Source organism: Bacillus sp. FAU20 (assembly GCF_056033865.1).
In genome coordinates this window covers 55,001-70,000 of the sequence record NZ_JBVYHY010000020.1, presented here as the reverse complement: position 1 = coordinate 70,000, position 15,000 = coordinate 55,001, and the positions used below count along the sequence as shown (strand labels likewise).

The following is a 15,000-nucleotide window of genomic DNA, read 5'->3' as shown; positions in this document are numbered from 1 at the left end:
AGACCCCGTGGAGCTTTACTGTAGCCTGATATTGAATTTTGGTACAGTTTGTACAGGATAGGCGGGAGCCATTGAAACCGGAGCGCTAGCTTCGGTGGAGGCGCTGGTGGGATACCGCCCTGACTGTATTGAAATTCTAACCTACGGGTCTTATCGACCCGGGAGACAGTGTCAGGTGGGCAGTTTGACTGGGGCGGTCGCCTCCTAAAGTGTAACGGAGGCGCCCAAAGGTTCCCTCAGAATGGTTGGAAATCATTCGTAGAGTGCAAAGGCATAAGGGAGCTTGACTGCGAGACCTACAAGTCGAGCAGGGACGAAAGTCGGGCTTAGTGATCCGGTGGTTCCGCATGGAAGGGCCATCGCTCAACGGATAAAAGCTACCCCGGGGATAACAGGCTTATCTCCCCCAAGAGTCCACATCGACGGGGAGGTTTGGCACCTCGATGTCGGCTCATCGCATCCTGGGGCTGTAGTCGGTCCCAAGGGTTGGGCTGTTCGCCCATTAAAGCGGTACGCGAGCTGGGTTCAGAACGTCGTGAGACAGTTCGGTCCCTATCCGTCGTGGGCGTAGGAAATTTGAGAGGAGCTGTCCTTAGTACGAGAGGACCGGGATGGACGCACCGCTGGTGTACCAGTTGTTCTGCCAAGGGCATAGCTGGGTAGCTATGTGCGGAAGGGATAAGTGCTGAAAGCATCTAAGCATGAAGCCCCCCTCAAGATGAGATTTCCCATAGCGTAAGCTAGTAAGATCCCTGAAAGATGATCAGGTTGATAGGTTCGAGGTGGAAGCATGGTGACATGTGGAGCTGACGAATACTAATAGATCGAGGACTTAACCATATAATATGAAGCAATGTTATCTAGTTTTGAAGGAATATTGCCTTCAATAGTTTGGTGATGATGGCAGAGAGGTCACACCCGTTCCCATACCGAACACGGAAGTTAAGCTCTCTAGCGCCGATGGTAGTTGGGACCTTGTCCCTGTGAGAGTAGGACGTCGCCAAGCAACTAAAAACACAAGTCATTTGACTTGTGTTTTTTTATTTACCATGAAATAGATTTGGTTCCATTAATAAAAAATTTGAAATATAGTAAGGGATTTTTTGAGCAGAAATACTTAGAAATTGATAAATAAATGGATAATCTTCAGAACCATAACTGCCAAGTAAGTCATACCACCAATCTGTTTCATACCTAGAAATCATGCTTAAATTATAGAGCAATAAATAATGAATGAGGAGTTCAGGTAATATTGGCTTAGGATTTCTAGGATCAGTCGTAAGTGGCAAATAATAAGTATTAGTAAGATGTTCATAGTATAAAGGAGTACTGTACATAGGATTCCATGATTGAATGGGCGCTGTAAAAAGTAAATTCGATTCATTAGTCTTCTCAGGTACGTGCTGTATTGATAAATGCTTACAAGATGTTTCAATGTAACGAGAAAATCTCTCTTTAGTCATATGTAATCGATCTAGTAGGTTGACTGAAAAGGAGAGCTCATTTTTAATTGTTGAATCGATTTTATATAAAGTTGATCCTTTTTGACTATAACGAAATAAATTTTGTAATTCTGGAATATTTCCCATTAATTCTAACATGTTAAATTTTTCTGCTTCTAAGTGTTTCATGTGAAACAGTTGTTCTGCAACATGAGTAAATAATCCGTTTTTTTGTACCTTCACCTCATCTTCTAAAAATTGATACCCTTTTTTTTTCGTTTGCGAGTTGTAACGCCATGAGCTAAAACAGTAGTGGATTCAGGATAGTTAGGGTCAATAGTTAGTAGGCATGCTTTAAAAAGTTGACTAATTCCATAAAATAACAACATTGGTTGAATGGAAAATGGAGCTGCTTATATAATTCATAATAATTTTTCCCGTGTTCTAAGTAATAAATAAAGGGATAACAATTTTCAAAACTTTTTTTTTCGGCATCCTGAATAGAGGATTTTTCGTAACAACGGGCAAGATAACGTTGTACGTTTTGAGATGAAAAAAAGAAACTTAACTGCTGCCAAGTACAAGATGTTTGATGCATATATTACGCTCCTTTTATTGTCTAAAAATTCTAACATATATATACGTCCTTACATATTTTAACCAATTGATAACTACTAATAATAATTTCTGGTATCATAGGGGGAACAATTATGTGGGAATCTAAATTTTTAAAGAAGGTTTGACTTTTATGATGTATTACTTTACCAGCTAGGCAGATATATTACCAAGAGAAGAAGTGTTAAAACAGTTTTATCTGAAAGCTTACAGCTAAACATCCCGTTAATTAGTGCAGGAATGGAACAGTAACAGAAGCTGACATGGCTATTGCAATGGCTCGCCAGGGTGGTTTAGGAATTATTCATAAGAATATGTCTATTGAGCAACAAGCAGAGCAAGTTGATAAAGTAAAGCGCTCTGAAAGCGGCGTTATTTCAGATCCTTTCTTCTTAACTCCAGAACATCAAGTATATGATGCAGAACATCTTATGGGAAAATATCGTATCTCAGGTGTACCGGTTGTAAATAATTTAGATGAGCGAAAATTAGTTGGTATTATTACAAACCGTGATATGCGCTTCATCCAAGACTACTCAATCAAAATTTCTGACGTAATGACAAAAGAACAATTAATTACAGCTCCAGTTGGTACTACACTGGAAGAAGCTGAAAAGATCCTACAAAAGTATAAAATTGAAAAACTCCCTCTTGTTGATAATAACGGTGTATTACAAGGGCTTATTACAATAAAAGATATTGAAAAAGTAATTGAATTCCCAAACTCTGCTAAAGATAAGCAAGGACGCTTATTAGTTGGAGCAGCAGTTGGTGTAACAGCGGATGCTATGCTTCGCATCGATGCATTAGTAAAAGCTAGTGTAGATGCAATTGTACTTGATACAGCACATGGGCATTCTAAAGGTGTTATTGATAAGGTAAAAGAAGTTCGTGCTAAATATCCATCACTAAATATTATCGCTGGAAATGTTGCTACTGCTGAAGCAACGAAAGCACTAATTGAAGCTGGTGCAAACGTAGTTAAAGTTGGTATTGGACCAGGTTCTATTTGTACAACACGCGTTGTAGCCGGTGTTGGTGTACCACAATTAACTGCGGTTTATGATTGTGCAACAGAAGCTCGTAAACACGGCATTCCAGTTATTGCTGATGGCGGTATTAAGTACTCTGGTGATATGGTGAAAGCTTTAGCGGCAGGAGCACATGTTGTTATGCTAGGTAGCATGTTTGCAGGTGTTGCAGAAAGCCCTGGAGAAACTGAAATTTACCAAGGTCGTCAATTTAAAGTGTATCGTGGTATGGGTTCTGTCGGTGCGATGGAAAAAGGAAGTAAAGATCGTTACTTCCAAGAAGGCAATAAAAAACTTGTCCCAGAAGGTATTGAAGGACGAGTACCATATAAAGGACCTTTAGCAGATACAGTTCACCAATTAGTTGGTGGCTTACGTGCAGGTATGGGATATTGCGGAGCACAGGATTTAGAATTCTTACGCGAAAATGCACAATTCATTCGTATGTCAGGTGCTGGCTTACGTGAAAGTCATCCTCATCACGTACAAATTACAAAAGAGGCTCCAAACTACTCATTATAATGTCTTATATACAAATAGACAGAGATTTGATATCTCTGTCTATTTTTTTTTGATTATGTTAGAATAACGGTTATGTGAGTACATAGATATTGGGGGTAGCAAAAGTGAAAGGTATGTTTTGCAAAAGATTCATTGCTTTGGTAACAGTGCTTACACTAGCTTGTAGCATTTTTATGCCATATAGCAATGCATCAGCTGAAACAGGAGCCGCTTTAAACATTGAAGCAGGTGCGGCAATTTTAGTAGAAGCGAATTCTGGGAAAATTTTATATCAAAAGAATGCAGATGAATTATTATCCATTGCTAGTATGACAAAGATGATGAGTGAATATTTAGTTCACGAAGCAGTGGATAAAGGAAAACTTAAGTGGGACCAGAAAATTAAGGTTTCTGAATATGCATATAAGGTTTCACAAGATGCTTCATTATCAAATGTTGCATTAGAAAAAGGTGGCTCTTATACAGTAAAAGAGTTATACGAGGCAATGGCAATCTTTTCTGCAAATGGTGCAACAATTGCATTAGCAGAAGCAATTGCAGGTAAAGAAGTAGACTTCGTAAAAATGATGAATGATAAATCGAAAGAACTAGGGTTGAAAAATTATAAATTTGTCAATTCTACAGGTTTAACGAATAAAGATTTAAAGGGAATGCATCCTGAAGGAACAACAGCGGATGAAGAAAATAAAATGTCTGCAAAGGATGTTGCAACTTTAGCACAACATTTAATTAAAGATTATCCAAAAGTGTTAGATACAGCAAAAATCCCTAAAAAAGAATTCCGTCCAGAAAAAGAGAAGTTTGCAATGTCGAACTGGAACTGGATGTTAAAGGGCTTAGTTAAAGAATATGATGGCGTAGACGGCCTAAAAACAGGCTCAACTCCAGAAGCAGGAGATTGCTTCACTGGTACGGTTGAAAGAAACGGAATGCGTTTTATTTCTGTAGTTATTAAAACAAGTTCTCATACAGCACGTTTTGATGAAACAAAGAAGCTATATGATTATGGATTTGCTAACTTTGAAGTAAAACAAATGTATAAAAAAGGTTCTTCAGTAAAAGGACAAGAAACAGTACGAGTAGAAAATGCGAAAGATAAAGATGTAGCAGTTCAAACGAAACAAGCAATTTCACTTCCAGTGCCAAAAGGAAGTAAAGATGTTTATAAAACGGAATTAAAAGAATCAAGTAAGGGACAAGAAGCACCTATTAAAAAGGGAGCTGCGCTTGGTCAAATGGTAATTACGCCAAAAGATACAAACGACCCTGGATTTTTAACTGGTAAGTCACTGCAAGTGGATCTTGTAACAACATCTGAAGTGGAAGAAGCAAACTGGTTTACTCGTGCTATGCGCGGAATTGGTTCATTCTTTAGTGGTATGTGGAATAGTGCTGTTGATACAGTAAAAGGTTGGTTTTAAAAGCTCCTCATGATAGGAGCTTTTTTTTATTCCTATTTTTCATACCGACTTTATGAAAAAGTAGTAGACAAGCATCTGATAGTTAGTGGTAGAATGTAAGAGTATTCTTAATTTTCGCCTTTAACGGGGGAAAGCAATTCACCTAGGGGGGTTTTTGTACATGACAAATGTAACAGGGACAGAACGTGTAAAACGTGGAATGGCAGAAATGCAAAAAGGCGGCGTTATTATGGACGTAGTTAACGCTGAACAAGCAAAAATTGCAGAAGAGGCAGGCGCAGTTGCCGTTATGGCATTAGAGCGTGTACCAGCAGATATTCGTGCAGCAGGTGGCGTTTCTCGTATGGCAGACCCAACAATCGTTGAAGAAGTTATGGGTGCAGTGTCAATTCCGGTTATGGCAAAATGCCGTATCGGTCACCTTGTAGAAGCACGTGTATTAGAATCATTAGGGGTAGACTATATCGATGAGAGTGAAGTATTAACTCCTGCCGATGAAGTATACCATTTAAATAAACGTGATTACACAGTTCCGTTTGTATGTGGTTGCCGTAATATCGGAGAAGCTGCACGTCGTATTGCAGAAGGTGCATCTATGCTTCGTACAAAAGGTGAACCAGGAACAGGAAACATTGTAGAGGCAGTGCGTCATATGCGCCAAGTCAATGCAGAAATCCGTCAAGTTGCAAGTCTACGTGAAGATGAGTTAATGACATATGCAAAAAATACTGGTGCTCCTTATGAAGTACTACTTGAAATTAAACGCCTTGGTCGTTTACCAGTTGTAAACTTTGCGGCAGGTGGTGTAGCAACACCAGCAGATGCAGCATTAATGATGCAACTTGGTGCTGATGGGGTATTTGTTGGATCTGGTATTTTCAAATCAGAAAACCCAGAGAAATTTGCACGTGCAATCGTTGAAGCAACGACTCATTATGAAGATTACGAACTAATTGCAAGCCTTTCTAAAGGATTAGGTAATGCAATGAAGGGTGTCGAAATTTCAACGTTATTACCAGAACAACGCATGCAAGAGCGTGGATGGTAATTAAAGGAGAACTTTAAAATGGTGAAAATCGGTGTACTAGGTCTTCAAGGTGCAGTTCGTGAACATGTAAAATCAGTTGAAGCAAGTGGTGCAGAAGCTGTTGTTGTAAAGCGTATAGAGCAACTTGAAGAGATTGATGGTCTTATTTTACCGGGCGGTGAAAGTACAACAATGCGCCGTCTTATTGATAAGTATGCTTTCATGGAACCACTTTGTACATTTGCAAAGTCTGGTAAACCAATGTTTGGTACATGTGCAGGGATGATTCTTCTTGCGAAAACACTTATTGGCTATGAAGAAGCACATATTGGTGCTATGGATATTACAGTTGAGCGCAATGCGTTCGGACGCCAAAAGGATAGTTTTGAAGCTGTACTTTCAATTGAAGGCGTGGGTGAAGACTTCGTTGGTGTATTTATCCGTGCGCCGTATGTTGTAGAAGTAGCTGATAATGTTGAAGTGCTTTCTAAGCATGGTGATCGAATGGTAGCGGTAAGACAAAATCAGTTTTTAGCTGCTTCATTCCATCCGGAATTAACAGATGATCATCGTGTGACAGCATACTTTGTTGAAATGGTAAAAGAAGCGAAAATGAAAAAAGTTGTATAAGTAACTTGCAACTTGTATAAGATTATAGTAAATTGATGGTAACAATTTTATAAAATAAGCGTGTTGATAGGAAATAGTAACAAATGTCGTTTCTTATAGAGAGTCGATGGTTGGTGGAAATCGATAGAAACAGTTTGTGAATCCATCCTGGAATGGAATGTGGAATATCTTTTGGATTAGTAAGCATTCCCGGTGAAGAGCCGTTATTTCTACTTGAGAGGAAAGCAGTAATGCTTTCAACTAGGGTGGCAACGCGGGTTAACTCCCGTCCCTTTATATAGGGACGGGAGTTTTTTGTGTTTTATAAAATAAAAGGAGGAGTATATAATGCTTGATATTAAATTTTTACGTACAAACTTTGAAGAAGTAAAAGCGAAATTACAGCATAGAGGCGAAGATTTAACTGATTTCGGACGTTTTGAAGAACTTGATACGAGAAGAAGAGAACTACTTGTTCAGACAGAAGAATTAAAAAGTAAACGAACGAAGTATCTCAACAAATTTCTGTATTAAAGCGCGAAAAGAAAGATGCAGAAGCTCTAATTTTAGAAATGCGTGAGGTTGGAGAAAAAGTAAAGGATCTTGATAACGAACTTCGTACAGTTGAAGAAGACTTAGAAAGATTAATGTTATCTATTCCAAATATACCTCATGAATCTGCTCCAGTTGGTGAAACAGAGGATGATAATGTAGTAGCACGTACTTGGGGAGAAGTGAAAGAATTTACTTATGAGCCAAAACCACATTGGGATCTTGCTACTGATTTAGGAATTTTAGATTTTGAACGCGCTGGGAAAGTAACAGGAAGCCGCTTCGTATTTTACAAAGGTGCTGGTGCAAGATTAGAGCGTGCTTTAATTAGCTTTATGCTTGATCTTCATACTGATGAGCATGGATATGAAGAAGTATTACCTCCATATATGGTAAACCGTGCAAGTATGACGGGAACAGGGCAACTTCCAAAGTTTGAAGAAGATGCATTCCGTATTGAAAGTGAAGATTACTTCTTAATTCCAACAGCTGAAGTACCTGTAACGAATATGCATCGTGATGAGATTTTAAATAAAGAGCAATTGCCTATAAGATATGCTGCATTTAGCTCTTGCTTCCGTTCTGAAGCAGGTTCAGCTGGGCGTGATACACGTGGTTTAATTCGCCAGCATCAGTTCAATAAAGTAGAGCTTGTGAAGTTCGTAAAACCAGAAGATTCTTATGAAGAGTTAGAAAAATTAACAAATGATGCAGAACGCGTGTTACAATTATTAGAGTTGCCATATCGCGTTATGAGCATGTGCACAGGCGATTTAGGATTTACAGCAGCGAAGAAATACGATATTGAAGTATGGATTCCGAGCTATGGCACATATCGTGAAATTTCTTCTTGTAGTAATTTTGAAGCTTTCCAAGCGAGACGTGCAAATATCCGTTTCCGCCGTGAGCCAAATGGAAAACCAGAACATGTTCATACATTAAATGGATCTGGTCTTGCAATTGGACGTACGGTTGCAGCTATTTTAGAGAACTACCAACAAGAAGATGGTACAATTATAATTCCAGAAGTTCTTCGCCCTTATATGGGAGGAAAAACAGTTATTAAGTAAATTTAAACATTCATCGGTATGAGTGATTGGTAATTATGAGCGTTGTCAGTACTGTAATGTAGGAAGGGGAAAGTAAAATTTTCCTTTCCTCATAATTTATTTTAGTAGGGTTGACTAACTGTTTTTCTTTTGATATTATATTTGATGTCAATATGGAGGTATACCCAAGTCTGGCTGAAGGGATCGGTCTTGAAAACCGACAGGCGGCGAGAGTCGCGCGGGGGTTCGAATCCCTCTACCTCCTCCAGATATAATTGACAACAGCGCATATAAGTGGAGATTGGAGAACTCGTTACCAACACGTAACGAGTTTTTATTTTAAAACCAATCATAAAGTATGGTGTAAGGTAATCTTGTCCTTATTACACACTCATATTCCGATGATTATCTTCATAGATATGAAAGGAGTCAACATGGATCTTATTATACAAACGTTTCCTTTAGATGGAAAAACTTTATATTATGTACAATGTCCTGTCTGTAAGAACAATAGAATTTTAAACAGTGGTGCAAATGTATCACGCATTATTAGTGATGATACATTCCGTAAACTTTGTGGTTGTACTTGTGATGTAAAACCAGCTAAGAGTAAAGTAGAGGCGCCAAAACAAGTTAAAAAAGCGGCTGTAAAGAAAGAAGCAGCTCCAAAACGTACAGGTAAAGTATTAACGGCAGTAATTAACGGTAAAGAAATGACTGTTAAAGAGATTGCTGAAGCATACGATATTAGTACAAGTACTGTTCGTCAGCGCATTAACGCAGGAAAACCTGAGAGTGAAATTATTGCTCCAACAAAGAAGAAGTAATTTAATAGGAAAACCCGTGCATATGCACGGGTTTTTTATTTTACAAGTTTACGTGTTTGTTTTAAAAAATGGCCAATTTTTTTAATGATTGGTTCGATTGAATCACCATCTTTTAAAATATCGTACTCATTAATATTTAAGCGTAATACAGGGCATGAATTAAAGTTGTTAATCCAGTTTTCATAACGTCCATGCATTTCTTTCCAGTACTCAATTGGTGTTTGCTGTTCCATTGGGCGCCCGCGTTCTTGAATACGATCGACAATATCATCGAAAGAACCTTCTAAGTAAATTAATAAGTCTGGATGAGGGAAGTAAGGAGTCATGACCATAGCGTCAAATAAACCTTTGTATGTTTCATAATCAGTTTCCGTCATTGTCCCTTTTTCATGATGCATCTTTGCGAAAATTCCAGTGTCTTCGTAAATGGAACGATCTTGAACAAAACCGCCACCATATTCAAAAATTCTTTTTTGTTCCTTAAATCGTTCTGCTAAAAAGTACACTTGTAGGTGGAAGCTCCAGCGAGTGAAGTCCGCATAGAACTTGTCCAAATATGGATTGGAATCTACTTTTTCAAATGATGTGCGATAACCTAAAGCATTAGCTAATGCAGTTGTCATAGTTGATTTACCCACACCTACCGTTCCGGCGATAGTGATTACTGCGTCATTGGGTATATCATATTTTTGCCTTAAATTCATTATTATTTCGACTCCTTTAAGAGAGTATTTTGAAGGGCAGATAGGATGACGTTTAAATCATCAGGATTTTTTACAAAATCCATATCGTCTCCATTAAATTTCAATACTGGTATTTCTGGATGATCTTTTTTTAAAGCATCCATTGCTGTTTCATAATCTTTTGTGAGCTGTAGTAAGTAATTTGGATCCATGTTTTTTTCAAATTCTCTTCCGCGCATGGCGATTCGTTTTTGCAATGTTTCTAGGCTAGCTGTTAAATAAACAATGACATTTGGCACAGGCATATCTTGTGTAAGGATACGATAAATTTGCATGTATTTCTCATATTGAGAGTCTTTTAATGTGCGGGATGCAAAAATTAAATTTTTAAAGATATGGTAATCCGCTACTACTGGTTTCCTTTGATTCAAATACTTTATGTTAATGTCTTCTAATTGTTTGTATCTATTACAAAGAAAGAACATCTCTGTTTGAAAACTCCATTCGTCGATGTCTTCATAGAACTTTCCTAAAAAGGGATTTTCATCAACAATCTCTTTTAGTAAGTGGAGTTGCATGTGAGTTGAAATTTCCTTCGCAAGTGAAGTTTTTCCAACACCAATTGGTCCTTCAACCGTGATAAATGGTACTCCGGTCACCCTGTTTCCTCCTTTCAATCAGTGATTTACCGTGACTACTAAAAACACAAAACAGAATTATTGTAGCACAAGAGGGAAGCGAGCGGGTTAATTTGATATAAAAAGTTAGAAAATAGATATATGTATTAATTAAATTTTATTTTGGTTGAGGATGTTATATTTGCTTTCAATGTAGTTTCCATTATTTTCAAGGCATGTATATTATCTTGGTCGTTGTTAGAGGCGATACAATCCTGTGGTACATACAATGTATAATTTCTCATATGAGCATCATTAGCTGTAAATAGGATACATATATTTCCAGCAACCCCTGTTAATATTAGATTTTCTATTTTTAAATAACCTAGTAATGAATTTAAAGGTGTTTCATAAAAAGCGGAATAATGTGGTTTAATAAAAATGTAATCATCAGAATTTGGAGCAATTTTATGGATTATATTTTCGCTATATTCATTTGTGCAATGAGTAATAAGTTGGTCGATATCAGATCTCCAAAGTTGATAATGGTCATTAACGTAAATTATAGGATAGCCGAAGGATTTCATTTTTTTCTTTAATTGTAAAATAGGGTTTGTTATAGTTTCGCATTTTTTAGCTAGAATGGGTCCGTGGAAAAATTGAAAGTCATTAATCATATCGATAATGAGCAAGGCGGTATTTTTCATATGTAATCCCCTCTCTTTTTTCTTTTAGGGTGGATTGAATTTGTAAAAGTTATCCCCTGTGTAGTAAATGGAAATAAGTGTACTTTATTTGTAATGAAAGGACTATGTTATGAAACAAGATCAAGATATTTATTTTATGCAATTAGCGATAGAAGAAGCTAAAAAGGCAGAGGAAATACAGGAAGTACCAATTGGAGCAGTTATAGTGTTAGATGGTGAGGTAATTAGTGTTGCCCATAATTTAAGAGAAACTGAGCAAAGATCAATAGCTCATGCTGAGTTGCTAGCGATAGATGAGGCATGTAAAAAATTAGGGACATGGCGTTTAGAAGATGCAACATTGTATGTAACATTAGAACCTTGTCCAATGTGTGCCGGTGGAATTGTTTTATCACGAGTGAAGCGAGTTGTATATGGTGCAAGTGATCCGAAGGGCGGATGTGCAGGAACATTGATGAATCTTTTAACGGATGAACGCTTCAATCATCAATGTGAAGTAGTATCTGGTGTACTAGAGGAAGAATGCGGTACGTTGTTAACGAACTTTTTTAGAGAGCTTCGTAAAAAAAGAAAAGCGAAAAAAAATTAGGGGGAAATACTGAGAACTAACGTATTTGCATTTTACAAAGAAACAAGTTATACTGATAATGCCTTTAATAAAGGCAACCGAATATTGGTTTTAACTTTGCCGTGCTAAGCGGGGAGGTAGCGGTGCCCTATACTCGCAATCCGCTCTAGCGAGGCCGAATCCCCTCTCGAGGTTATGTTGCTGTAAGGTCTGCCTTAAGTAAGTGGTGTTGACGTTTGGGTCCTGCGCAACGGGACCCCGTGAACCTTGTCAGGTCCGGAAGGAAGCAGCAATAAGCGGGTCTTCTCGTGTGCCGCAGGAGTGCCTGAACCGAGCTAACTGCTTGAGTAACGCTTATGGTACGTAATCGACGGAGGGTGCACGGCAGTTATATATGTATACAAAACTCACCTTAATAAAAAGGTGAGTTTTTTGTATAGAAAATAACTTTTGGAATCTATAAACAGAATGGGTTATAATAAATGAGATAATAACCTTTGAGGGAGGCCGTATTTTCGTGTCATACCAAGCGTTATACCGAACATGGAGACCGCAAAAGTTCGAAGATGTAGTCGGTCAAAAGCACGTGACAAAAACGTTGCAAAATGCCCTTCTTCAAGAGAAAGTTTCACATGCTTATTTATTTTCTGGTCCGAGGGGAACAGGAAAAACAACAATTGCAAAAGTATTTGCAAAAGCAATTAACTGTGAACATGCTCCGGTAGCTGAACCTTGTAATGAATGTCCTTCTTGTTTAGGAATTACACAAGGATCCATTTCAGATGTATTAGAAATTGATGCGGCTTCAAATAACGGTGTAGATGAAATTCGAGATATTAGAGATAAAGTAAAATATGCTCCAAGTGCTGTAGAATATAAAGTATACATTATTGATGAAGTTCACATGCTTTCTATGGGTGCATTCAATGCGCTTTTAAAAACCTTAGAAGAGCCGCCAGGACATGTTATCTTTATTTTGGCGACAACAGAACCTCATAAGATCCCACCTACAATCATTTCACGTTGTCAGCGCTTTGAATTCCGAAAAATATCAGTGAATGATATTGTTGAGAGATTATCAACGGTCGTGACAAATGAAGGTACGCAAGTGGAAGATGAAGCATTACAAATTGTTGCACGTGCTGCCGAAGGTGGTATGCGTGACGCGCTTAGTCTTATTGATCAGGCTATATCTTATAGTGATGAGATTGTTACGACAGAAGACGTATTGGCCGTAACAGGATCTGTTTCTCAGCAATACTTAGGAAATTTAGTAGAGTGCATACGTGAAAATGATGTATCAAGAGCATTGCAAATCATAGATGAAATGATGAGTAAAGGGAAGGATCCAGTTCGTTTTATGGAGGATTTCATTTACTATTATCGTGATATGCTTTTATATCAAACTTCACCGCAACTAGAACATATGTTGGAACGAGTAATTGTAGATGATCAATTCCGTAAGTTGAGTGAAGAAATGCAACCGGAAGTGATCTATGAGATTATTCATACCCTTAGTAAGGGACAACAGGAAATGAAGTGGACAAATCATCCGCGTATTTTCTTAGAAGTTGTTATGGTGCAATTGTGTCAACAGTTTATGATGCAAGCAAATGGTACAGATCGTTTGCAAGCAATTATGAACAGGATGCAGCAACTGGAGAAAGAGTTAGAGCAAGTCAAAAAGAACGGTGTGCCAGCTGGTGTACAACAAGAAGTAAGAGAGACACGTGCAACACCAAAACCGGTACGAACAGGAAGTATGAAAATTCCTGTCGGACGTGTAAATGAAGTATTAAAACAAGCGAAGCGTCAAGATTTAGAACAATTAAAAGCTGTATGGGGTGAGTTGTTAGGAAGACTCAAATCATATAACAAAGTAGCGTTTGCCGTTTTACTAGAAAATAGCGAACCGGTGGCAGCTTCAGATGACACTTACGTTTTAGCATTTCAATATGAGATTCACTGTAAGATGGCGAGCGAAAATCGAGAAGCTATGGATACAGTAGAACAAGCTTTATTTGAATTGCTAAGTAAAAGGTTAAATATGATTGCCATTCCCAAAAGTGAATGGGGTAAAATCCGTGAAGACTTTTTACAACGTGAAGGTGGAGAGTCTGAAGAAAGTCCGGAGAAAAAGGAAGACCCTCTTATAGAAGAGGCAGTGAAATTAGTAGGGCAAGAACTCATTGAAATAAAAGAGTAATAATAATTAGGAGGAATTAATTATGATGCGTGGCGGAATGGGAAATATGAATAACATGATGAAACAAATGCAAAAGATGCAAAAGGACATGGCGAAAGCACAAGAAGAGCTTGGTGAAAAAACAGTTGAAGGTACAGCTGGCGGCGGAATGATTACAGTTATCGCAAATGGTCACAAGCAAATTCTTGAAGTGAAGATTAAAGAAGAAGTTGTAGATCCAGAAGATATCGAAATGTTACAAGACTTAGTGTTAGCTGCAACAAATGATGCGCTTAAAAAGGCTGATGAGCTTTCAAACTCTACAATGGGTAAATTTACAAAAGGCTTAAACTTACCGGGTGGAATGTTCTAGGAGGATATTGATACATGCATTATCCAGAACCAATATCAAAACTAATCGATAGTTTTATGAAGTTGCCAGGTATCGGACCGAAAACAGCGGTTCGATTGGCGTTTTTCGTATTAGATATGAAAGAAGATGACGTGTTAGGTTTCGCGAAAGCACTTGTAAATGCGAAGCGAGATTTAGCGTACTGTTCTGTATGCGGACATATTACTGATCGTGATCCTTGTTATATTTGTAATGATTCACATCGAGATCAATCAGTTGTTTGTGTCGTGCAAGAACCGAAAGATGTAATCGCGATGGAAAAAATGAAAGAGTATCAAGGTGTATATCATGTGTTACGTGGTGCGATTTCTCCTATGGAGGGAATTGGACCGGAAGACATTAATATCCCACAACTCTTAAAGCGACTACATGATGAAACCGTACAAGAAGTGATATTAGCAACAAACCCTAATATTGAAGGGGAAGCTACAGCCATGTATATCTCCCGCCTCTTAAAACCTACAGGCATTAAAGTAACTCGTATTGCGCATGGTCTGCCAGTTGGTGGAGATTTAGAATATGCAGATGAAGTGACATTATCCAAAGCGTTAGAAGGTCGCAGAGAAGATAAGAGGAGAAACAAAAATGTTCTTTCAAAAAAAGGGTAAATTGCGTAAAGAGTATGACGATAAGTTAATTGTACTTTTGGAAAAAGTGAAGAATGAGTGGTTACGTCAGAAGAGAATGGTCGAACAAAGTGTAGAACCGTCTCAAGATGTCATTTGTTCTTTGA

At 38.0% G+C, this 15,000-nt stretch carries 12 protein-coding genes, 1 tRNA gene, 2 rRNA genes, 1 other RNA gene, 3 pseudogenes and 1 other annotated feature (2 of these 20 only partly in view); of the genes and pseudogenes, 15 read left to right on the top strand and 4 right to left on the bottom strand.

Annotated elements, in window-relative coordinates; translation table 11 throughout:
• Positions 1-840: ribosomal RNA gene (locus tag AC0OM3_RS13755) — 23S ribosomal RNA — on the top strand; it begins 2,083 nt to the left of the window's first position.
• A gap of 50 nt (positions 841-890) precedes the next feature.
• Positions 891-1,006, top strand: a 5S ribosomal RNA gene (gene rrf / locus AC0OM3_RS13750).
• Positions 1,007-1,040: 34 nt separating this feature from the next.
• Here rrf and AC0OM3_RS13745 read toward each other — a convergent pair.
• A pseudogene (locus tag AC0OM3_RS13745) lies at positions 1,041-2,040 on the bottom strand (YaaC family protein).
• Positions 2,041-2,152: 112 nt separating this feature from the next.
• Here AC0OM3_RS13745 and guaB point away from each other — a divergent pair.
• From guaB to AC0OM3_RS13710, 7 genes and pseudogenes are all read left to right on the top strand, one after another.
• Positions 2,153-3,610 (top strand): annotated as a pseudogene (gene guaB / locus AC0OM3_RS13740) (IMP dehydrogenase).
• A 113-nt stretch (positions 3,611-3,723) separates the two neighbouring features.
• Positions 3,724-5,031, top strand: coding sequence for a D-alanyl-D-alanine carboxypeptidase DacA (dacA, locus tag AC0OM3_RS13735; RefSeq protein ID WP_129542625.1), 1,308 nt, complete (start codon positions 3,724-3,726; stop codon positions 5,029-5,031).
• Positions 5,032-5,191: 160 nt separating this feature from the next.
• The gene (pdxS, locus tag AC0OM3_RS13730; protein ID WP_474212127.1) at positions 5,192-6,079 is read left to right on the top strand and encodes a pyridoxal 5'-phosphate synthase lyase subunit PdxS; all 888 of its coding nucleotides are present in this window, start codon (positions 5,192-5,194) and stop codon (positions 6,077-6,079) included.
• An 18-nt stretch (positions 6,080-6,097) separates the two neighbouring features.
• Positions 6,098-6,688 (top strand): pyridoxal 5'-phosphate synthase glutaminase subunit PdxT, encoded by a 591-nt coding sequence (gene pdxT, locus AC0OM3_RS13725; protein ID WP_474212126.1) that lies wholly within the window; start codon positions 6,098-6,100, stop codon positions 6,686-6,688.
• A 54-nt stretch (positions 6,689-6,742) separates the two neighbouring features.
• Positions 6,743-6,964: a binding site (T-box leader), on the top strand.
• 51 nt (positions 6,965-7,015) lie between these two features.
• Positions 7,016-8,289 (top strand): annotated as a pseudogene (serS, locus tag AC0OM3_RS13720) (serine--tRNA ligase).
• A gap of 154 nt (positions 8,290-8,443) precedes the next feature.
• Positions 8,444-8,536 (top strand) — tRNA-Ser (locus AC0OM3_RS13715).
• 166 nt (positions 8,537-8,702) lie between these two features.
• Positions 8,703-9,095, top strand: coding sequence for a sigma factor-like helix-turn-helix DNA-binding protein (locus tag AC0OM3_RS13710; protein ID WP_000364191.1), 393 nt, complete (start codon positions 8,703-8,705; stop codon positions 9,093-9,095).
• Between the two features lie 35 nt (positions 9,096-9,130).
• Here AC0OM3_RS13710 and AC0OM3_RS13705 read toward each other — a convergent pair whose 3' ends face one another.
• From AC0OM3_RS13705 to AC0OM3_RS13695, 3 genes are all read right to left on the bottom strand, one after another.
• Complete coding sequence (locus tag AC0OM3_RS13705; RefSeq protein ID WP_001053585.1) at positions 9,131-9,799, bottom strand: deoxynucleoside kinase; 669 nt, start codon at positions 9,797-9,799, stop codon at positions 9,131-9,133.
• A gap of 2 nt (positions 9,800-9,801) precedes the next feature.
• Positions 9,802-10,437, bottom strand: coding sequence for a deoxynucleoside kinase (locus AC0OM3_RS13700; RefSeq protein ID WP_474212124.1), 636 nt, complete (start codon positions 10,435-10,437; stop codon positions 9,802-9,804).
• A gap of 125 nt (positions 10,438-10,562) precedes the next feature.
• Positions 10,563-11,102, bottom strand: a complete 540-nt coding sequence (locus AC0OM3_RS13695) for a cysteine hydrolase family protein (RefSeq protein WP_474212122.1) — start codon at positions 11,100-11,102, stop codon at positions 10,563-10,565.
• A 109-nt stretch (positions 11,103-11,211) separates the two neighbouring features.
• Here AC0OM3_RS13695 and tadA point away from each other — a divergent pair, with 109 nt between their 5' ends.
• The 6 genes from tadA to AC0OM3_RS13665 form a co-directional block, all read left to right on the top strand.
• Positions 11,212-11,691 (top strand): tRNA adenosine(34) deaminase TadA, encoded by a 480-nt coding sequence (gene tadA / locus AC0OM3_RS13690; protein WP_474212120.1) that lies wholly within the window; start codon positions 11,212-11,214, stop codon positions 11,689-11,691.
• Positions 11,692-11,790: 99 nt separating this feature from the next.
• Positions 11,791-12,055, top strand: an RNA gene (gene ffs, locus AC0OM3_RS13685) — signal recognition particle sRNA large type.
• A gap of 132 nt (positions 12,056-12,187) precedes the next feature.
• On the top strand, positions 12,188-13,876 hold the full coding sequence (dnaX, locus tag AC0OM3_RS13680; protein ID WP_000121561.1) for a DNA polymerase III subunit gamma/tau: 1,689 nt from the start codon (positions 12,188-12,190) through the stop codon (positions 13,874-13,876).
• 25 nt (positions 13,877-13,901) lie between these two features.
• Positions 13,902-14,228, top strand: coding sequence for a YbaB/EbfC family nucleoid-associated protein (locus tag AC0OM3_RS13675; protein ID WP_014894853.1), 327 nt, complete (start codon positions 13,902-13,904; stop codon positions 14,226-14,228).
• A gap of 14 nt (positions 14,229-14,242) precedes the next feature.
• Entirely contained in the window at positions 14,243-14,875 is a 633-nt protein-coding gene (recR, locus tag AC0OM3_RS13670) for a recombination protein RecR (RefSeq protein WP_474212118.1), read from the top strand.
• Positions 14,853-15,000 carry the 5' portion of a YaaL family protein gene (locus AC0OM3_RS13665; RefSeq protein ID WP_000466019.1) on the top strand. 74 nt of this gene lie beyond the right edge of the window, so only the first 148 of its 222 coding nucleotides appear in the window; its start codon is at positions 14,853-14,855; its stop codon lies beyond the right edge, outside the window. Before recR ends, AC0OM3_RS13665 begins: the two co-directional genes overlap by 23 nt.